Origin of the sequence: Paenirhodobacter sp. (assembly GCF_047600745.1) — a bacterium.
GTDB lineage: Bacteria > Pseudomonadota > Alphaproteobacteria > Rhodobacterales > Rhodobacteraceae > Rhodobacter.
In genome coordinates, this window is sequence record NZ_JASGKI010000006.1 from 24853 (window position 1) to 43046 (window position 18194).

An 18194-nucleotide genomic window follows, 5' to 3' on the forward strand; every position below is an offset into this window, starting at 1 on the left:
CTTTGACAAAGGCTCTGGCATGGCGCCGGGCAGAAGGCTTGTAACGGGCGAAAGAAGCCTTGAATCTGGCGAAACCGGTCAGGGATTCCCTCTGCGCCGCCACGCGCCTGCCGTTGTGCCGTAACGCTTGCGGAAGACCCGTGACAGATGGCTGGCATCGGCAAAGCCGCATTCCGCCGCGATCTCGGTGATGCTTCGGTCCGTGTGCCGGATCATGCGTTCCGCCGCCTCGATCCGCATCTCGCGCAGCCGCGCGAAGATGGTCATGCCGGTTTCGGCGCGAAAGATCCGGTTCAGGGTGACGTGGCTGAGACCGGCCGCCTGTTCGATCTCGGCCATGGTGATCGGCCCGGCCAGACGTTCGGACAGCAGCGCGCTCAGCCGCCCGGTGAGCAGGGCCGGATCCGCCGGGCCATCCGCCGCCAGTTCCTCGAACGCATGGCCGAGGAGGGCAAGGCACTGGCCCTCCTTGCGCAGCAGCGCGGCCGGATCGGTGCGCCCGTCCCGCAGCGTATCCAGAACGGCGCCGCCCGGCATCGGCAGCCGCAGCCGTCGAAAGGGCGCGTGCCGGGGCAGGGCGCGATGGCACAATCCGGCCAGCCGGGGGCCCATCCGCGAGAGCGTCCCCGCGATGACCAGATTCGCGCAGCCCTCCCCCTTCTCCACGACCCGCTGCATGCGGTTTCCGCCGCAGCGGATCATCCATGCCTGCCCGCCGGACATGTCATGCGCCCCTCCGTTCGGCTCGATCAGCCGCATCCGCCCCGAGAGGTTGATCGCCAGGATCACCTGATCCCCGGGGCGGCGGATTTCGGCGTCATGACGGGTCGCGGGCGAAAAGTGGCTATGGGCCAGCACCAGCCCGTCGCTGATCCGCAGCACATCGACATGGGTGCTGCGATGCAGGCCGGGAAGGGTGACGCGGGTCGCATTGCCGGTTTCGCGCGGCGTGAAGCGATGGGGTTCGATGAGGGTCATCCCGAGGCGTCCACAGCAGGGTCAGGCGCTCCGGCCACGGCGGAGGGCAGGCGGATCAGTGTTCCCGATTTCGCGGCCCTCCGCAAGCCGCCGCCGATCCGGGTTTCCGTAAGGCGGCCAACTCCGAGGGGGATGGTCGCGGGGAAGCCTTTGCCCGTTGACGACGGGCAGGGTGCAAAGCTCGGCTCCGCGCCGGATCGCCGCGCGGGCTACCAGAAGTGCAGGCGGCCGTCCGGGGTTTTGTCCCGCCGCACCGGGATGCCGTAAAGGCGGGAGAGGGTTTCGGCGGTCATGGCGTCAGCCACCGGGCCGGAGGCGACGACGCCTGTGCGGTTGAGCAGCAGGGCATGGTCGGCGATGGCGGCGGCGTGGTCGGGGTCGTGGCTCGACAGGATGATCCCGGTTCCGGCATCGGCGAGCGCGCGGATCGCCTGTCCGACCTGCAAGCGGTTCGCGAAATCGAGGCTGGCGGTGGGTTCGTCCATCACCAGGGCGCGGGCCTCCTGCGCGAGCGCGCGGGCGATCAGCACCAGTTGCCGCTGCCCGCCCGAAAGCCGCGTGACCTCCGCCCCGGCCAGATCGTTGATGCCGAGGCGGGCGAGGGAAGCCATCGCGCGGGCGGTCTCGGTGCGGCCGGGGCGGGCAAAGGGGCCAAGCCGTGCCGCCGCCCCCATCAGAACAATATCCAGCGCGGTGAAGGCAAAAGGCGTGCTCAGCGCCTGCGGCACATGGGCGAGGCGGCGGGCGATTTCGGCGCGCGACAGGCGGGGGAGGGGCGTGCCGTCCAGCGTGATCCGGCCCTGAACCGGTGGGATCAGGCCCAGAAGGGTGCGAAACAGCGTCGTTTTCCCCGTCCCGTTCGGGCCCAGCAGGCACAGCACGCGGCCCGGTTCCAGCCGCAGCGAAACCCCCCGGATCAGCGCGTGGCCGCTGTGCCCGATGGCCAGATCCGTGGCCTCGATCAGGCTCATTCCCGGCCCCCGCGCGCCAGCAGCCACACGAAGAGCGGCGCCCCCAGCACGGCGGTGAGGATGCCGAGCGGAACCTCCACCACCGCGATGCTGCGCGCGCAGGTATCGACCAGCACCATGAACCCCGCCCCGATCAGCACCGCCGCAGGCAGCAGCCGGTCGAAGCGCGGGCCGGTCAGCAGCCGCGCCATATGCGGCACCATCAGCCCGATCCAGCCGATCACCCCCGCCATCGCCACCGCCGCCGCCGTCATCAGCGTGGCGCAGGCGATGACCAGCAGCCGCAGGCGGGTGGCGTGGATGCCCATCGCGCGGGCCTCGTCATCGCCCATCGCCAGAAGGCCGATCCGCCAGCGCAGCGCGATCAAGGGCGCGATCCCGACGATCAGCGCGGGCAGGGCGGGGGCAAGGTCCGCGCGCTTGACCCCCGCAAGGCTGCCCATCAGCCAGAAGGTGATCGCGGGCAGTTGCTGATCCGGATCGGCGAGCAGCTTGACCAGAGAAATCCCCGCCCCCGCCAGCGCGCCGATGGCGATGCCGCACAGCACCATCACCAGAACCTGCCCCCCGCCCCGCAGCGCCAGCGTCAGCCCCAGCACCAGCGCGACGGTGCCGAGCCCGGTGCCGAAGCCCAGCATCTGGATCGCCATCACCGGCCAGCCGAGCAGGATGCCCAGCACCGCGCCAAACCCCGCCCCCGCCGAAACGCCCAGAATATCGGGCGAAACCAGCGGGTTGCGGAAGGTCGTCTGATAGGCCGCACCCGCCGCCGCGAGCGCCGCCCCCACCATCGCCGCCGCCAGAACCCGGGGCAGGCGGATGTTCCACAGCACCGTTTCCGCCTGCGGATCGCCGCCGGTAAGCAGCACGCGCAGCGGGATCGGATAGGGCCCCGTCGCCGCACCCACCGCCATCACGACGATCAGCCCGAGCATGAGGCCAAGGGTGCGCCGCTCACTCACCCAGCAGCGCCCTCAGCGCGGCCTCATCCGGGCGCTGGCCGTAGAACAGTTCGTAGAACCCGGCGATCCGGTCGCGCAGATCGCCCGTCGCCGCGCCCGGATAAAGCCGGTGGCTGAGCCAGATCAGCCCCGCCAGCCGGTTGACCGAGGGCGGCGCGTCGACAAACCCGAAGGGCGCCGCGGGGATCAGATAGACCCGCCCCTGCGCCACCGCCGGTATCCCCTGCCATTCCGGCATCTTGCCGACATTTGCGGCGAAATCGGGGCTGGTGGCGAGGATCACGTCGGGCGCCCAGGCCTGCACCTGTTCGGGCGACACCACGGCCAGCCCGTCGCTGTCGGTCTCGGCCACGTTATGCGCGCCGATGCGGGTGATGACCTCGGCATTGACCGAGGCGGGCCCGGCGGTCTCGATCCCCTCCGGCCCGCGCGCGAGGTAGACCCGCGGGCGGTCCCCCTGCGGCACGCGCGCCAGAACCGCATCGGTATCGGCCAGCACCCGTTCGGCATGGGCGGCCAGCGCTTCGCCGCGCTCGGGCACGCCCAGCACCCCCGCCATCTGCCGGATCGTGCGGGGCGTGTCGTCCAGCCCGCCGTCGATCAGCACATAGGGCACGCCCGCCTGGTCCTGCACCCGGTCGGCAAGGTCGATATAGGTCGGGTTCACCGTGCCGTAATCCACGATCAGGTCGGGCCGCGTGACAAGCAGCCCCTCAAGGTTCAGCGTGCCGCCCCGCCCGGTCAGCCGCCCGAGTTCGGGCAGGTCCGCCACTTCGGGCCGCAGAAAGGGCCGGTCCTGCGGTTTCGGCGCCCGGACCCAGCCGACCATCGCCCCGGGCTTCAGCGCATAGAGCAGCACGGCGGCGGGCGGCCCGGCGGCAAAGACCCGCTCCGGACGGGCGGGCACCTCGACCACGCGCCCGGCGGCATCGGTCAGGGTCTCGCCCCCGAACGCAGGCGTGGCGAGCAGAAAGGCCAGAACCAGACGGCGGGTGAGGGCGATCATGGCAGGGCTCCGCAGTCCGATTTCAGGTCGATCAGCGGGGTGCCGTCGAGGCAATCCAGCCCCCGCACCGTCAGCACCGGCCCATCCACCGCCAGAAGCCGCACCACCGAAGAGGCCACCGGATTGGGCCGCACCGGCGAGCGCAGGGCAAAGGTGCCGGTCGCGCTGTCGCCAAAGCCCGGGTTTTGCAGGACCAGATCCCGCCGCGCCCTGTCCATCCAATAGAGCACCTGCACCCGGTCGTGCCGCGCGATCCCGGTCAGGCCCGGGGTCCAGGGCTCGAACAGTTCGATCCGGCAGTCGGGCCCGGCCTCCGGGTCGCCCCGGCGCGGGCAGTGGCCGCGCTCGGTCCAGGGCGTGCGGATCCGGCCGATGAACCACAACTGCGCATCGAACCGATCGGGAACCGGCACCGTCAGTTCGTGCGGGCGCAGATCAGTCATCGACCCCGACCATGACATCCGACGCCTTGATCACCGCCGAGGCGCGGGCCCCGACCGCAAGGCCCAGATCCTTCACCGCCTCGTTGGTGATCGAGGCGGTCACCACGCTGCCGCCGAGGTCGATGCGGACATGGCTGGTCACCGCGCCGGTGACGATCTCGACCACGGTGCCGGGCAGGACGTTTCTTGCGCTGAGTTTCATCTTCAGGCTCCTTGTTCGACAATGGTTGCGCAGGCAGGCCAGGATCGGCCCCGGCGCCTCCCGCAGCTTCCATATGTATAATGGAACATATCGTGGGGGGCTTGCAACTCCCTGCGGCCTTGTGCCGTCCGGCTCCGTTCCATTATGTTTCGCCAAACACAACGATTCCCCGAAAGGGACAGGAGGGACGTGCATGCGGGTCGCGATACGGGCGGGGTTGGTCGGCGCCACGATTCTGGGGGGCGCACCACTGGCGGCGCAGGAAACCCCCTTCGTTCTGGGCACGATCACGGTGCGGGCCGAAGATGGCACCGGCACCACGAGCCGCGTGACCCCGGATGATGTCCTGCGCGAAAACCGTGCCACGCTGGATGATGCGCTGCGGACCGTGCCCGGGGTGCAGGTCGGCAATACCGGCGGCAGCCGGAACGAGCGGCTGATCTTTGTGCGCGGCTTCGACCGGTTTCAGGTGCCGCTGTCGGTCGATGGCATCCGGGTCTATCTGCCGGCCGACAACCGGCTGGATTATGGCCGCTTCGTGACGCCGGATCTTGCGGAGATTCAGGTGCAGAAGGGCTATGTCTCGGTGCTGGACGGGCCGGGGGGCATGGGCGGGGCGATCAACCTCGTCACCCGGCAGCCGGTCAGGCCGTTCGAGGGCGAGGCCCGGCTGGGCATCGAGGCGGGCAACCGGGGCGACATCTCTGCGCGGACGGGCTTCCTGTCGCTGGGCGCAAAGCGGGATGCGTGGTGGGTGCAGGGCAGCTATCTGCGCCGCGACAACGACGGGTTCTATCTCTCGCGCGACTACAAACCCCGCCCGCAGCAGGGCAAGGGCGCGCGCGACAACAGCGCCACCGATGACAGCCGCCTGAACCTGAAGGCGGGCTGGACGCCCAATGCGACGGATGAATATGTCCTGAGCTACACCCGCCAGACCGGCGAGAAAGAGGCGCCCTATAACGTCGATCAGCCGATCCGGGGCCGCACCGATCCGCCCGGCCTGGGGCAGAGCTGGCAGCGGGACTGGACCTGGCCGGAATGGGATCTGGAGAGCCTCGCCTTTTATTCACACACCGATCTGGGCGGGGGCTATCTGAAGACCCGCGCCTATTACAACAGCTTCGACAATCTGCTGTCGGCCTGGGACGATTCCACCCATGCGTCGCAGACCGTGCGCCGCGCGTTCGATAGCCGTTACAAGGATCGCGCCTGGGGGCTGAGCCTTGAGGGCGGCGTCGATCTGCCTGCGGACAACACCCTGCGCGCCGCGCTGCATTACCGCCGCGACCGCCACCGCTCGATCCAGACGCCGCAGCCCGGCCTTGGCATCGGCGCGGATCCGACCGAGGTGAGCAAGGAGGAAACCTGGTCGCTGGCGGTCGAGGATAGCTGGCAGATGCGCGACGACCTGCGTTTCGTCGCCGGGATCAGCTATGACCGGGCCGAGGTGTTGCAGGCCGACCGCACCGCCACAGACCGGGGCCAGCCGACCGGTTCGACCCATGCGGTGAACTGGCAGATGGCGGCGATCTGGCAGCCCGAGGGCAATGGCGAATTCCACGCAAGCCTGTCGTCGCGCACCCGCTTCCCGACGCTGTTCGACCGCTACAGCACGCGCTTTGGCCGCGCCGTGCCCAATCCGGGGCTGAAATCCGAACGCGCGCTGAATGCCGAAATCGGCTATGGCGGCGATTTCGGCCCCGCCCGGATCGAGGCCGCGCTGTTCCACAGCCGGGTGCGCGACATGATCCAGTCGGTCCCGACCGGCGGGCGCAACAGCGAGGACGAGGCCCTGTGGCAGAGCCGCAATGTCGGCGATGGCCGCTATACCGGCTTTGAGATCGCGACGCGTTGGGAGATCAGCGACGCGCTCGGGCTGGCGGCGAATTACACCTGGCTGCATCGCGGCATCGACGATCCGATCCGCGCCGACTACCGCCCGACCGACACGCCGCGCCACACCGCCTATCTGCGGCTGGACTGGAAGGCGCGGGAAAACCTGACGCTCTCGCCCTCGGTCGAGGTTTCGGGCGCGCGGCTGTCCGATGCCGCGATCCAGCCCGCGGATCCGGCCCAGGTCGCCTATAGCCGGATGGGGGGCTTCGCGCTCGCCAATTTCGACGCGGAGTGGCAGGTGACGGAGCAGGCCAGCTTTGCCTTCGGTGTCCGCAACATTTTCGACCGGAACTATCAACTGGTCGAGGGTTTCCCGGAGCCGGGCCGGAGCTTCTTCCTCACCACCCGGATGACGTTCTGACGGGATGGGGGGCCTCGGGCAGCCGGGGCCAGCCCGGCATGCCAGACCGTTTCGGGGAAATTCCGCGTGAACCGCGCAGGTCACACCGGCGGCGCTGGTGATCGGGGTCCGCCCCGGTCGTCGGGCGTGACCCCACGATACCACTGGTCGCCTTTGCTGTGACCCCCGATAATTCCTCCATTTGATGCTAGAGTCCGGCCCAAGAATGCTCTGCTCCCCGACCTTGGACCGCCGCGATCTGGAGTTTTGCGGCTCTGATCACAGGGGCGGGCTGGTTGCGCCACCGGGAATATGCAGGTCGATCGGCACGTTGTAACCGATCGCGCTGTGAGGCCGGACCTCGTTGTAGTCTCTGCGCCAAGCCTCCAACTTTTCGCGGGCATCCGCAAGATCCATGAACCAGTGGGCGTTCAGGCATTCCGCCCGCAGCTTGCTGTTGAACGCCTCGATGAAGCCGTTGTCGGTGGGTTTCCCCGGTCGGGAGAAGTCCAATGTGACGTCGTTGGCATAGGCCCACAGATCCAGGTCGCGGGAGATGAACTCGCTGCCGTTGTCGACCCTGATCGTCTGCGGGTAGCCGATCTGCCGACAGACCCGTTCCAAGGTCTGAACCACGTCCTCGCCCCGGTAAGCAAATCGTGGATCCGTCGCCGGACAATAGCGCGAATGGATATCCACGATGGTCAGGATCCGCAGTTTCTTGCCCAAGGCGAGTTGGTCATGGACAAAATCCATCGCCCATACTTCGTTTGGCCCGGAGGCCTCCTGACGGTCCTCGCGCAGCTTTGCCTTCACCCGGCGCTTCGGATGCTTGTTGCGCGATGCCGCCGAGACGCATCGGCGGTTCGGTTATCGGCGCCTGCATGTGATCCTCCAGCGGGACGGCCATGTGCTGAACCGCAAGCGAACCCAGCGGCTCTATCGCGAGGAGGGCCTGTCGGTGCGCCGTCGTCGCAGCCGCAAACGCGCTATCGGAACCCGGGCACCGCTGGTGACAGTGGCCGTGGCAAACGCCCGCTGGTCGGTCGATTTCGTCCAGGATCAGTTCGCTGACGGGCGGCGCTTTCGCATCCTGAACGTGATCGACGACGTCACCAAGGAGAGCCTGGCAGCCGTGGTCGATACCTCGATTTCCGGCCGCCGGGTTGCCCGGGAACTGACGGCGCTGATCGAGCAGCGCGGAAAGCCCGGCGTGATCGTCAGCGATAATGGCACAGAGTTCACCTCGAACGCGATCCTGGAATGGGCGGAGAAGATGCAGGTGAAATGGCACTACATCGCGCCGGGCAAGCCCATACAAAACGGCAATTGCGAAGCCTTCAACGGTCGAATGCGTGACGAGTTGCTGAAAGAGACCCTGTTCTTCGGCATTGACCATGCACGAGCGGCCGTGGCTCGCCGGACTCACTCCTGCAACACCGAGCGGCCGCATTCAGCTCTCGGCTATCAGGCCCCGGTGGTCTTTGCCGCCCAAATCACCGCAATGGGCGATCTGCTTCGCGCATCTGAACCGCTGCGCAGATCGCCCATTGCCCCGTCGGAGCAACCGCGCCAAATTCAACCGCCGACTCTAGCATCAGATGGATGAGTGTCGGGAGTCATAGCAACCTGGGCCACCTTCGGCGGCATATGTCACCGCCTTCGTCAGGGGGCGACGGTATCCATAAATCATTGGTTCTTTTCACCGTTCACTGATGAGACACGGACAGATGCAGCCGTCCCTCCGGGCACATCGGGGGCCTAGTGCGGGTCCGGGAAGAAGCCTTTCACCGTGGCGAGGTCGGGTTTTTCGGCGCGGATCTGGCCCTGATCGACGATCCAGCCGCCCTGCCGCACCAGCAGTTCGGCGAGGTTGTCGCTCAGCCCCACGCCGATCACCGTGTCCTGCCATTGTGCCAGAACCTGTTCGGCGGAGATGTTGCCGCTGGTGGCGTCGGACATGATCTGCGCGGCTTCCTGCGGATGGGCGGCGATGAAGGCGTCGGCCTTGCGGAAGGCGTCGAGCAGCTTGCCGATTTCCGCTGCCTTGCCCGTCGCGGCGGGGAGCGTGGCGGTGACGATGAAATAGGGCTCATAGGCATCGTTCGGGATTTCGGCCGCGCGGGCGCCAAGCGCCTGACGGATCTGCGGATAGGCGTTCGGGAAGGCCGAGACCGCCTCGACATCGCCGCGCGCCAGCGCCGCCGCAAGGTCGCCCGGGCCGACGTTGACGATCTCCGCCGTCACCCCGGCTTCGGCGAGCAGGCTCGACAGCGCGAAATCGACATTGGTGCCAAGCGTGGTGCCGATCCGCCGCCCCTTCAGGTCTGCGGGCGTGGTCAGCGGCCCGGCGTCGGTGCTGCCGATGATGCGGCTGCCGGTGAAATGCGACAGTTCCGCCACGATCCGGAACGGCTGCCCGGTCAGGATCCCGGTGGCGGCGGGAAATTCGGCCATCGCCGCCAGATCGGCCTGCCCGCCCAGAAGCGCCTCGAACGCCTCGCGCCCCGATTGGAAGGTGGTGACGGTGAGGTCGAGCCCGGCTTCGTCGAGGTAGCCTTTGGCGCGGGCGACATCGAGTTGCGGCGTCTGCGGCGAGGGCGACCAGGCGATGGACAGCGGTTCGGCCAGCGCGGCGAGCGGCATGAGCGCGAAGGCGGCGAGAAGGACGGAGAAGCGCATGGGAAATCCTGTCATTCGGGTCAGGTTGAAGGCGGGCAGGTCTGGCTGAAGGCGGGATGCAGCAGGTCGAGGATCTCGGCCTTGACGGCGTGAGGAAGCTCAGCGGGGTTGCGCGGGCGCGGCAGGTCGATCGCGTAATCGCGCAGGATCCGGCCCGGCCCCGGGCTCATCACCAGAACCCGGTCGGCGAGCATCAGCGCCTCGTCGATGTCATGGGTGATGAACAGCACCGTGGCCCCGGCCTTGAGGAAGATCCGCGACAGCAGCCGGTGCATCGACAGCCGCGTCTGCGCATCCAGCGCGCCGAAGGGTTCGTCCATCAGCAGCAGCGCCGGGCGGCGTACGAAGCTGCGCGCGAGCGCCACGCGCTGCCGCATGCCGCCCGACAGCTGGGCGGGGTATTTGCGCATGTGGTCGGAGAGGCCGACCTCGGCCAGCGCTTCCTCGGCGCGGGCCTTTTCCTCGGCCCGGCCAAGGCCGAGCGAGCGCAGCGCGAAGCGGACATTGCCAAGCGCGGTCATCCACGGAAACAGCGCATATTGCTGAAACACCACGCCGATCCGGTCGGATTGCGCGGCGATCGGGCGACCGTCGAGCAGGACTTCGCCCGCGCTTAGCGGCTGAAACCCGGCGACGACATTCATCAGCGTGGACTTGCCGCAGCCCGAAGGCCCGACCAGCGCCGTGAACCGCCCGCGTTCAAGGGTCAGATCGGTGGCGGGCAGCGCCACGGCCCGGTTGAAACGGACCTCGACGCCCTTGAGGATGACTTCGGCCCCGGTCGTCATGCTGCCCCCTGCCAATGGATCAGCCGCCGCCCGATCCGCGCCACCAGCCAATCGAAGCTGGCGCCCAAGAGGCCGAGCAGGATCAGCAGCGCGAACATCCGGTCGGTGCGCAGATACTGCCGCGCCTCCTGCAAGCGGAAGCCAAGGCCGGAGGACGCCCCCGACAGTTCCGCCGCGATCAGGCTGAGGAAGGCCAGCGCCACGCCCAGCCGGATGCCGGTAAAGATATGCGGCGCCGCAGCGGGCAGCGAGACGAAGAAGAATTCGCGCGGCCCCGAAACCCCGATGGAGCGCGCCGCAAGGCCGTAGATCCGGGGGATGAACTCCATCCCCTGATGGGTGTTGAACCAGACGGCGAGGAAGACGGTATAGGAGATGACGAAATATTTCGACCCCTCGCCGATGCCGAACCACACGATCGCCAGCGGCACCAGCGCGATCGCCGGGATCGGGCGCAGCAGGGTGAAGAACGGCTCCAGCACCGCCCGCACGATCCGGATCCGCCCGGTGGCGAGGCCGATCAGCACGCCCAGAACCGCCCCGATGCCAAAGCCCACCGCCGCCCGCCCGAGCGAAACCGCAAGGTCGCGCCCCAGCGTGCCATTGGCCCAAAGCTCGGTCAGCGCGCGCCAGGTTTCCGCCGGGGAGGGCAGGAACAGCGCGGGCACCAGGCCGCTGGCCGAGACCGCGCCCCATAGCGCCAGCACCAGCCCGAAGGACACCACCGCGGGGGGGATCCTCACAGCCATGGCAGGGATTCCGCGCGGTAGCGATGCGCCTTGAAGCAGGAATTCTGCGCCCCGGTGATGAAGCGGTTCAGCGGCGCCGGATATTCGTTGAAATGCGGGATGACATATTCCCAGACCACGCGGCCCTCGGGCGTGACCTCGAACAACCGGCCAAAGGCGCTTTCGCAGATCAGCGTGTTGCCGTTCCACAGCCGCTCGCACGAGCCCATGAAGGGCGAAAAGAAGCTGTTCGGCACGTTGTCCACATAGCGCCAGGTGACCGCGCCGGTCAGCGGGTCGAACTGCACCGCGCGCGAATGGGTCGAGGACATGCCGCGCCGCAGATTGCCGTTGTCGAAGGCGAGGATCGTGCCGTCCTCCATCTCCACCGGGGCGTGCTGCTGCGTCACGGTATCGCCCGCGACATGCCAGCGCACGGCCCCCGTCGCCCGGTCCACCGCGATCACGCCCGAGGTGGTGCGCAGGCTCATCAGCACCAGCCCGTCGCGGGTGAGCGACAGGCCGTTGATCATCGGCCAGTGGCGGCGGTCGAAGATCTCGTGGATCGGGAAATCGCGCGGGTCGAGGTGCTCCCACGCGCGCCATTCCCAGACCGTCTCGCCCTTGCGGTTCACCTCGCGCACGATGTCGGACTGAATCACGCCATCGGCGCCGTCCTTGCGCGGATCGCCGCCGGTCACGCGGGCGGCCTTGTCGGCGGGCATCGGCGCGGCGGCGGTATAAAGCAGGTTTCCGTTGTCGAGCCACTGCCCATCGTGGTGGTGGAACGGATCCTCATATCGCCACAGGATCTCGCCCGCGGGCGAAACCTCCATGAAATCGCCGCCATGCCAGATGTCCCAGGCGGGATACAGCCCGACCGAGGTCGCATGCGAACCGTTGTAGCCGAGGTTGCCGTTCTTCAGGATCACCGCATCCCGCCCGGGCCGCACCGGCAGGTGCCATTGATGCGCCGGGGTGCCGTCCATCGCCACCAGCTCCACCAGCCCGCCCGCCGTCTGCGGCGCATAAAGCGTATAGCCCCCCGCGCTGTTCTGCGGTTCATGTCCACGCAGGCCGATGCCCGCGCGCCTGCGAGTAACCTGGTCCATTTCGATCAGAGGTGTCATTCCGCCATTCCAAATTAAAACGTTTTAATGACCTTGTGCCGCACCACCAAACCAGAGGACAAGGGGGTTCCGGTCCCCTGGCCCACAACGCAGGGGATCTTTCCTCCCGGGGGGTATGAGCGATGAAAAAATACTCCGATCCGCCATCCGGGCAGCAGGCTGAGAACAAAGCGCCGAAGCGGGTGACGATTCTCGATGTCGCGCGGGCGGCGCGGGTGTCGGCGGGCACGGTGTCGAATGCGCTCTCGGGCAAGCGGCAGGTCGATCCGGAGACGCGGGCGCGGATCGACGCGGCGATCGCAGCGCTTGGCTATGTGCCGAACCGGGCGGCGCGGGCGCTGCGGCATGGGCGGTCGAACCTGATCGCGGTGTGTTCGTCGATGCCGTGGCAGGTGGCGGGCGGGTCGTCGCGGCTGGGTTTTCTGATGGAGGTGGTGGCGGCCGTCGCGCCGGTCGCGCTACGCCATGGCATCGCGGTGACCCTGCTGCCCGCCGAGGCGGAGGCGGAGGGCTTTCTCGACCGGATCGCGCTCGACGGCGCCATCGTGATCGAACCGCTGCGCGAGGATCCGTTCCTCAGGGCGCTGCGGGCACAGGCGCTGCCCGTCGTGGTGATCGGCCAGCCGCCGGTGCCGGACTGGGTGCATGTCGATCTGGATTATCCCGCCGTCACCCGGCTGCTGTGCGACCATCTGTATGGGGCGGGCGCGCGGCGGTTCCCCCTGTTGACCGGGCAGGAGGATCGCGTGGTGCATGAGGAGACGATCCGCGCCTATCGCGCCTTCGCGGCGGAGCGCGGCATGGTGCCCGAGGTGCTGCGCCTGCCCGAAGCCGCCGGGGAGGCCGGTTCCGCCGCGCTGATGACCGAACGGCTGGCGCGCCGGGACATCGACGCGGTTCTGGTGCCGGTCGATACCTTTGCGTCGGGGGTGATGGCGGCGGCGCGGGGGCTGGGGCTGGTGGTGCCCCATGACCTGAGGATCGCGACGCGCTATGACGGGCTGCGCGCGCGGCAGGAGGTTCCGGGCCTGACGGCGGTGGATCTGAACCTGCCGGAGGCGGCGGCCCATTGCATCCGGCTGCTGCTGGCGCTGATCGCGGGGGAGGGGGTGCCGCCCGCCACCCCGGTCGCGCCGCCCCGGCTGATCCCGCGCGGATCGACGCGATAGGGGCGCATGGCTATTGCGCGATGCCCGGGGTGGAAATATGTTGCGATAGCAACACTCGTGATGGGAGGATCCGCGATGGGATGGCTGCAACTCGAAGGGAAGACGGCGGTGGTGACGGGGGCCGCCGGGGGGATTGGCGAGGCGATCGCCCGGGCCTTTGCGTCTGAGGGCGCGCGGCTGGTGCTGATCGACCGGGCGGGCGACCGGCTGACGGAACTGGCCGATGAACTGGGCGGCGTGGCGCGGGTCTGCGACCTGTCGCGGGCGGCGCAGATCGCGGCGGCGGCAGAGGGGATCGAGGCCGATATTCTGGTCAACAACGCCGGGATCCTGCGGCCCGGCCCGCTCGAATCCGTGTCCGAGGCGGATTGGAACCTGATGCTGGCGGTCAACCTGACGGGGGGGATGCTGGCGGCGCAGGCGTTCGGGCGGGGGATGCTGGCGCGTGGGTCGGGGGCGCTGGTCCATGTCGCCTCGATCGCGGGGAGCCAGCCGCAACCGATGAGCGGGGCCTATTCGGCCTCAAAAGCGGGGGTGGTGATGCTTCTCGCGGCAGCTGGCGGCGGAATGGGGGCCGCGGGGCGTGCGCTCGAACGTGGTGAGCCCGGGGCTGGTGCTGACGCCGATGTCCGAAAAGTTCTACGAGGATCCGCAGGTCAAGGCGCGGCGGGAGAAGATCGTGCCGATGCAGCGGATCGCGACCCCGGCGGATATGGCCGATGCGGTGCTGTTCCTGGCCTCGCCCCGGGCGGGCTATGTCACCGGGCAGGAGATCGTCGTGGATGGCGGGCTGTCGCAGGTGCTGATGGGGCTGGTGCCCCGGCCCGGATACTAAGCGGAGGGGCCCGGTGAAAGCCGGGCCCGACCGGATCAGGCGCCCTGATGGAAGACGCGGGTCGTGGCCAGCGCGACGGCGCCCAGCAGCCCCACCACGGCAAAGACATAGAAGCCCCACGGATGGCCGATCCCCATGGAAACCAGCGTGCCGCCCAGAAGCGGGCCGGTGATCGCGCCCAGACGCCCGACCCCCGCCGACATGCCAAGCGCGGTGGCGCGGATCCCGGGCGGGTGGTTTGCGGCGGTGAAGGCATAGACCAGCACCTGCGCCGAGAACACGAAGCAGCCGGTGAGGAACACCATCGGATACAGCAGCGGCGCCGGCATCCGCACCGACAGCGCCGCAAGCAGCACCGCCCCGCACAGGAACCACAGCAGTGCCGCGGGCTTCAGCCCGATCCGGTCGCCGACCCGGCCCGCCACCAGCAGCCCGCAGATCGCCCCGGCATTGAGCAGAAGCAGCAGCCACAGCCCGCCGGTCAGGCCATAGCCCGCCGCCACCATCAGCTTTGGCAGCCAGGTGTTGAGCGCATAGACCAGCAGCAGCCCCATGAACGAAGTCACCCAGATCGCCAGCGAATTGCGCAGGAACGGGTGGCGGAACAGCGCGCTGATGGAGGTGTGCTCCGCCGCCGCTGGGGCGGTGAGGGTCAGGCCGTATTGCGCGGCGATCGCCTCGGCCTCGGCCTTGCGGCCCTTGGCGAGCAGGAAGGAGGGCGATTCCGGCAGGTATTTCAGCATCAGGGGCGCCAGGACGAAGCCCGGGATCGCCCCGGCCAGAAACATCGCCCGCCAGCCAAGCCACGGCAGCAGCACGAGGCCCAGAAGCGCCGTTGCCACCGCGCCGACGTGATAGCCGGTCATCACCGAGGTCGAGGCCTTGCCCGCCTTGCCGCGGGAAAACTCCGTCACCATCGCGATCGCCGTCGGCAGGCAGCCGCCAAGGCCGAAGCCCGCGAGGAACCGGAACAGGCCCAGCTGGATGTAATTCGTGGCGAAGGCACAGGCCAGCGTCAGCGCGGAAAAGGCGAAGACCGCCCAGACCATCGCCTTGCGCCGGCCGAGCCAGTCGGTCGCGATGCCGATCGACAGCGCGCCAAGCGTCATGCCGACGAGGCTGATGGTGGAAACGAAGGTGGCCTCGGCGGGGGTCATCCAGGGGGTGTCGCCGCCCGTCAGCGTCGGGATCAGGGCGCCGAGAACGACCAGATCGAACCCGTCAAGGACGACGGCGATCCAGCACAACAGCGCGACGGTGCGCGGAGAGATACTCTGGGGCGAGGTGGGGGACACGGGTTTCTCCTTCCTGGGTCAGGACGGTCGGGCTCCTCAACCCGATGGCAGCGCGCGCGCTGCCCCGTCCGGAGGGCGAGAGTAGAAGGCGCGTGTTGGGGCAGCAATATTCCCTTGGCATGCGAAAAGATGATATTTTCCGGCGGATACATATCCCGTGGGTTATGGTTCATGCGGTCCGGGCGAAAAACCCGGCGCGGAGCGGGAAATTTCCCTTCCGGTCTTTGGGCTTGCGCGGCAATGGTATAGGCAGGCCGCAGGAGGGCCCATGGATCAGGACCGTTTCGATCTTCAACGCTGCATCGGTGCGCTGAGCACCAGCTTCTCCAGCCGTCTGGGCGCGGGGGCGTCGCAGGAATACCACCGCCGGTTCGGCATCGGCGTGGTGGAGTGGCGGGTGCTGTGCCACCTTGCGGTCGAACCGTGGTCGAATGTCATCGCGATGGCGAATTCGATCGGGCTCGACAAAAGTTCGGTCAGCCGGGCGCTGTCGGGGATGGAGACGCGCGGTCTGGTCGAGATGCGCGACGGTGCCCGGCGGCGGCGCGAGGCGGCGCTGACCCCGGCGGGCTGGACCCTGCACCGCGACGTCCTGCCGGTGGCGCGGGCACGGGAGGCGGCATTGCTCGATGGCTTTTCGGCGGCGGAGTTCGAGCAGTTGCTCGATTACTTCCACCGCCTGATCGCCAATCTCCCCCGGGTCGAGGAAGACGCGCAGAGCCGCGCTCAGGACAGCGGTGCCGCCCTGAGCAGCCGGTCCTCCTGAGCCACGACCAGATGCGCCGAGGCCCGAAGGTAGGCCGGGAAATCGGGATGCGCATCGCGGGCGGCCCAACGCGCCTCCATGTCCGCGAAATCGCGATAGGCCCAGAGGTGCACGACCTGATTGAGCGGGCCGACCGCGCTGGTATAAAACCCGATCGGCGCGCCGAGGGTTTCGATCAGCACCGGCATCGCCAGACGGCCGAAGACATCGAGGAATTCGCCCATCTTGCGCGGCGCGATGGTGTAATAGCGCAGGTTGACCAAAGGGCGGTCGGTGGGGGCGGTGATCATTTTGTCTTCTCCGTAGCAGGTTGGCCGGCGATAGCGCGCGCGGCGACATAGCCGAAGGTCATTGCCGGGCCGATGGTGATGCCCGCGCCCGGATAGGCGCCGCCCATGATCGACGCCGCATCGTTCCCCGCCGCCCAAAGGCCCGGGATCGGCACGCCCTGCGTATCCAGCACCCGCGCCTGCGTATCGGTGACAAGGCCCGGGAAGGTGCCCAGATCGCCCATCACGATGCGCAGCGCGTAGAACGGGCCGTGCTCGATCGGGGCCACGTTCGGGTTCGGCCCGTGGTTCGCATCGCCCAGATAGCGGTTGAAGGCCGAGGTGCCGCGCCCGAACTGCCGGTCCTCGCCCACCCGCGCGCCTTCGTTATAGGTGCGGATTTCATCGGCGAGCGCGGTCGGATCAACACCGATGCTGCGGGCCAGATCCGGAACCGTCCGGCCCCGGCGCAGGTAGCCCGAACGCAGATGCGGGCCGAGCGGCATCGGATAGGGCTTCACGAAGCCGATGCCGTATTTGCGGATCGTGCGGTGATCGGCGATCAGCCAGGCTTCGGTTTTCCCGCTGCCGTGGCAGGCCTCGATCATCGCGCGGCCCACGTCGTGATAGGACCAGCTTTCGTTGACGAAGCGGCGCCCCGAGGCGGTGACCATGATGAAGCCGGGTTTGTAGCGGTCCACCAGATGCGGGAAGGCGATCTCGCCGTCCGGATAGGGCACCTTGGACACCGGCATCCAGGCGGCGGCATTCGGCAAGCCCGCGGACATATGGCCGCCCACCGCCTCGCCGAGCGCAATGCCGTCGCCGGTGTTGCCCTCGGGGACGGGGGTGAAATGTTCTCCGCCGTCCTGCAAATGCGGGTAATGCGCCGCGGTCCGGCTGGCATCGCGCGCGAAACCGCCCGCCGCCAGCAGCACGCCCCGGTTGGCGGCAATGCTGCGCCGCTGGCCGTTGAGGGTGACGATCACGCCGGTGACGCGGTTGCCTTCGCGGGTCAGTTCCGTCACCGACGCTTCGGTCACGATTTCGATGCCGAGGTCGAAGGCCGATTTCGCCAGCCGCGCCGCCAGCGCATTGCCGGATGTCAACTGCACGCCCCGGCCATAGCGCGCCAGATGCGTCAGATGCACCGCCAGCCGCTTTGCCACATAGGCCGCCGACACCGGCGATCTGGTGACGTTGAAGAAATGCTTCAGGTCGTTGTTCGAGGAATTGAACATCATCCCCATGAAGGTGATCGTCCTGAGCGGCGGGCGCAGACGCTTGAACTCCTTGCCCAGACGGCGCCCGTCATAGGCCGCCGCCGTCACCGAGCGGCCGATCTGCACGCCGCCCGCTTCCTCCGGGTGGTAATCGGGGTAGAGGGTGCGGACGAACCTGACCTCGGTCTCCCGCTCCAGAAAGCGCAGCATCTCGGGGCCGTGGTCGAGATAGGCATCGACGAAACCGGCATCGTATTTGTTGCCCGCCTCGCTCTTCATATAGGTGTGGACGGCCTCGCGGTCCTCGGTATAGCCCTCGGCCTCGTAATGCGGGTTGCCGGGGATCCAGACCACGCCGCCGGAAAAGGCGGTGGTGCCGCCAAAGACCGGCGCCTTTTCCAGAACCACGACCGACAGCCCCGCCTTCTTCGCGGTGATCGCGGCGGTCAGCCCCGCGGCGCCAGAGCCGACCACGACCATATCATAGGCATTCTTCACGGACATATTC

17 protein-coding genes and 3 pseudogenes are annotated in these 18194 nt (G+C 68.2%); 6 read left to right on the forward strand and 14 right to left on the reverse strand.

The features are described from left to right. Positions 1–78 precede the first annotated feature (78 nt). From QM789_RS19210 to QM789_RS19235, 6 genes are all read right to left on the reverse strand, one after another. Complete coding sequence (locus QM789_RS19210; RefSeq protein WP_420353460.1) at positions 79–978, reverse strand: helix-turn-helix domain-containing protein; 900 nt, start codon at positions 976–978, stop codon at positions 79–81. A 209-nt stretch (positions 979–1187) separates the two neighbouring features. Then, a complete protein-coding gene (locus tag QM789_RS19215) occupies positions 1188–1949 on the reverse strand; it encodes an ABC transporter ATP-binding protein (protein ID WP_420353461.1) in 762 nt (253 codons plus the stop codon). Further along, entirely contained in the window at positions 1946–2884 is a 939-nt protein-coding gene (locus tag QM789_RS19220) for a FecCD family ABC transporter permease (RefSeq protein ID WP_420353958.1), read from the reverse strand. The genes QM789_RS19215 and QM789_RS19220 overlap by 4 nt, the downstream gene beginning before the upstream one ends. A gap of 19 nt (positions 2885–2903) precedes the next feature. Continuing rightward, on the reverse strand, positions 2904–3917 hold the full coding sequence (locus QM789_RS19225; protein WP_420353462.1) for an iron ABC transporter substrate-binding protein: 1014 nt from the start codon (positions 3915–3917) through the stop codon (positions 2904–2906). Continuing rightward, positions 3914–4360 carry an SAM-dependent methyltransferase gene (locus QM789_RS19230; RefSeq protein WP_420353463.1) on the reverse strand — a complete coding sequence of 149 codons (447 nt, stop codon included), beginning with the start codon at positions 4358–4360 and terminating at the stop codon, positions 3914–3916. The genes QM789_RS19225 and QM789_RS19230 overlap by 4 nt, the downstream gene beginning before the upstream one ends. Next, complete coding sequence (locus tag QM789_RS19235; RefSeq protein ID WP_420353464.1) at positions 4353–4562, reverse strand: TOBE domain-containing protein; 210 nt, start codon at positions 4560–4562, stop codon at positions 4353–4355. Before QM789_RS19235 ends, QM789_RS19230 begins: the two co-directional genes overlap by 8 nt. Positions 4563–4755: 193 nt before the next feature. Here QM789_RS19235 and QM789_RS19240 point away from each other — a divergent pair, with 193 nt between their 5' ends. Then, a complete protein-coding gene (locus QM789_RS19240; RefSeq protein ID WP_420353465.1) occupies positions 4756–6822 on the forward strand; it encodes a TonB-dependent receptor plug domain-containing protein in 2067 nt (688 codons plus the stop codon). A 258-nt stretch (positions 6823–7080) separates the two neighbouring features. Here the strand turns inward: QM789_RS19240 and QM789_RS19245 are convergent. Further along, a pseudogene (locus QM789_RS19245) lies at positions 7081–7641 on the reverse strand (integrase core domain-containing protein); the annotation flags it as partial. On the opposite strand from QM789_RS19245, the pseudogene QM789_RS19250 reads away from it, so the two are divergent. After that, positions 7637–8410: pseudogene (locus QM789_RS19250) on the forward strand (IS3 family transposase); the annotation flags it as partial. The pseudogenes QM789_RS19245 and QM789_RS19250 sit on opposite strands and share 5 nt — an antisense overlap. A 152-nt stretch (positions 8411–8562) precedes the next feature. Here the strand turns inward: QM789_RS19250 and QM789_RS19255 are convergent. The 4 genes from QM789_RS19255 to QM789_RS19270 are packed head-to-tail and all read right to left on the reverse strand — an operon-like array spanning position 8563 to position 12129. Beyond that, positions 8563–9483 (reverse strand): ABC transporter substrate-binding protein, encoded by a 921-nt coding sequence (locus QM789_RS19255; RefSeq protein ID WP_420353466.1) that lies wholly within the window; start codon positions 9481–9483, stop codon positions 8563–8565. A gap of 20 nt (positions 9484–9503) precedes the next feature. After that, positions 9504–10271, reverse strand: a complete 768-nt coding sequence (locus tag QM789_RS19260) for an ABC transporter ATP-binding protein (protein WP_420353467.1) — start codon at positions 10269–10271, stop codon at positions 9504–9506. After that, the gene (locus tag QM789_RS19265; RefSeq protein ID WP_420353468.1) at positions 10268–11020 is read right to left on the reverse strand and encodes an ABC transporter permease; all 753 of its coding nucleotides are present in this window, start codon (positions 11018–11020) and stop codon (positions 10268–10270) included. Before QM789_RS19265 ends, QM789_RS19260 begins: the two co-directional genes overlap by 4 nt. Continuing rightward, positions 11011–12129, reverse strand: coding sequence for an aryl-sulfate sulfotransferase (locus QM789_RS19270; RefSeq protein WP_420353469.1), 1119 nt, complete (start codon positions 12127–12129; stop codon positions 11011–11013). Before QM789_RS19270 ends, QM789_RS19265 begins: the two co-directional genes overlap by 10 nt. A 122-nt stretch (positions 12130–12251) precedes the next feature. Here QM789_RS19270 and QM789_RS19275 point away from each other — a divergent pair, with 122 nt between their 5' ends. From QM789_RS19275 to QM789_RS19285, 3 genes and pseudogenes are all read left to right on the forward strand, one after another. Beyond that, a complete protein-coding gene (locus QM789_RS19275) occupies positions 12252–13298 on the forward strand; it encodes a substrate-binding domain-containing protein (protein WP_420353470.1) in 1047 nt (348 codons plus the stop codon). Between the two features lie 75 nt (positions 13299–13373). Then, positions 13374–13793: pseudogene (locus QM789_RS19280) on the forward strand (SDR family oxidoreductase); the annotation flags it as partial. Between the two features lie 103 nt (positions 13794–13896). Beyond that, positions 13897–14133: an SDR family NAD(P)-dependent oxidoreductase gene (locus QM789_RS19285; protein WP_420353959.1), complete on the forward strand. Its 237-nt coding sequence runs from the start codon at positions 13897–13899 to the stop codon at positions 14131–14133. A 35-nt stretch (positions 14134–14168) separates the two neighbouring features. On the opposite strand, the gene QM789_RS19290 is transcribed toward QM789_RS19285, so the two are convergent. Continuing rightward, positions 14169–15428 carry an MFS transporter gene (locus QM789_RS19290; protein ID WP_420353471.1) on the reverse strand — a complete coding sequence of 420 codons (1260 nt, stop codon included), beginning with the start codon at positions 15426–15428 and terminating at the stop codon, positions 14169–14171. Between the two features lie 268 nt (positions 15429–15696). On the opposite strand from QM789_RS19290, the gene QM789_RS19295 reads away from it, so the two are divergent. Further along, a complete protein-coding gene (locus tag QM789_RS19295) occupies positions 15697–16194 on the forward strand; it encodes a MarR family winged helix-turn-helix transcriptional regulator (protein WP_420353472.1) in 498 nt (165 codons plus the stop codon). Here the strand turns inward: QM789_RS19295 and QM789_RS19300 are convergent. Next, a complete protein-coding gene (locus tag QM789_RS19300) occupies positions 16155–16484 on the reverse strand; it encodes an NIPSNAP family protein (RefSeq protein WP_420353473.1) in 330 nt (109 codons plus the stop codon). The genes QM789_RS19295 and QM789_RS19300 overlap by 40 nt on opposite strands. Beyond that, positions 16481–18190, reverse strand: a complete 1710-nt coding sequence (locus QM789_RS19305) for an FAD-dependent oxidoreductase (RefSeq protein WP_420353474.1) — start codon at positions 18188–18190, stop codon at positions 16481–16483. Before QM789_RS19305 ends, QM789_RS19300 begins: the two co-directional genes overlap by 4 nt. Positions 18191–18194: the final 4 nt, after the last annotated feature.

Excerpts from the sequence above, each read along its gene's own strand:
- QM789_RS19210 (WP_420353460.1), bottom strand. The coding sequence starts at position 978 with ATGACCCTCATCGAACCCCATCGCTTCACGCCGCGCGAAACCGGCAAT.
- QM789_RS19215 (WP_420353461.1), bottom strand. The coding sequence starts at position 1,949 with ATGAGCCTGATCGAGGCCACGGATCTGGCCATCGGGCACAGCGGCCAC.
- QM789_RS19220 (WP_420353958.1), bottom strand. The coding sequence starts at position 2,884 with ATGCTCGGGCTGATCGTCGTGATGGCGGTGGGTGCGGCGACGGGGCCC.
- QM789_RS19225 (WP_420353462.1), bottom strand. The coding sequence starts at position 3,917 with ATGATCGCCCTCACCCGCCGTCTGGTTCTGGCCTTTCTGCTCGCCACG.
- QM789_RS19230 (WP_420353463.1), bottom strand. The coding sequence starts at position 4,360 with ATGACTGATCTGCGCCCGCACGAACTGACGGTGCCGGTTCCCGATCGG.
- QM789_RS19235 (WP_420353464.1), bottom strand. The coding sequence starts at position 4,562 with ATGAAACTCAGCGCAAGAAACGTCCTGCCCGGCACCGTGGTCGAGATC.
- QM789_RS19240 (WP_420353465.1), top strand. The coding sequence starts at position 4,756 with ATGCGGGTCGCGATACGGGCGGGGTTGGTCGGCGCCACGATTCTGGGG.
- QM789_RS19255 (WP_420353466.1), bottom strand. The coding sequence starts at position 9,483 with ATGCGCTTCTCCGTCCTTCTCGCCGCCTTCGCGCTCATGCCGCTCGCC.
- QM789_RS19260 (WP_420353467.1), bottom strand. The coding sequence starts at position 10,271 with ATGACGACCGGGGCCGAAGTCATCCTCAAGGGCGTCGAGGTCCGTTTC.
- QM789_RS19265 (WP_420353468.1), bottom strand. The coding sequence starts at position 11,020 with ATGGCTGTGAGGATCCCCCCCGCGGTGGTGTCCTTCGGGCTGGTGCTG.
- QM789_RS19270 (WP_420353469.1), bottom strand. The coding sequence starts at position 12,129 with ATGACACCTCTGATCGAAATGGACCAGGTTACTCGCAGGCGCGCGGGC.
- QM789_RS19275 (WP_420353470.1), top strand. The coding sequence starts at position 12,252 with ATGAAAAAATACTCCGATCCGCCATCCGGGCAGCAGGCTGAGAACAAA.
- QM789_RS19295 (WP_420353472.1), top strand. The coding sequence starts at position 15,697 with ATGGATCAGGACCGTTTCGATCTTCAACGCTGCATCGGTGCGCTGAGC.
- QM789_RS19300 (WP_420353473.1), bottom strand. The coding sequence starts at position 16,484 with ATGATCACCGCCCCCACCGACCGCCCTTTGGTCAACCTGCGCTATTAC.
- QM789_RS19305 (WP_420353474.1), bottom strand. The coding sequence starts at position 18,190 with ATGTCCGTGAAGAATGCCTATGATATGGTCGTGGTCGGCTCTGGCGCC.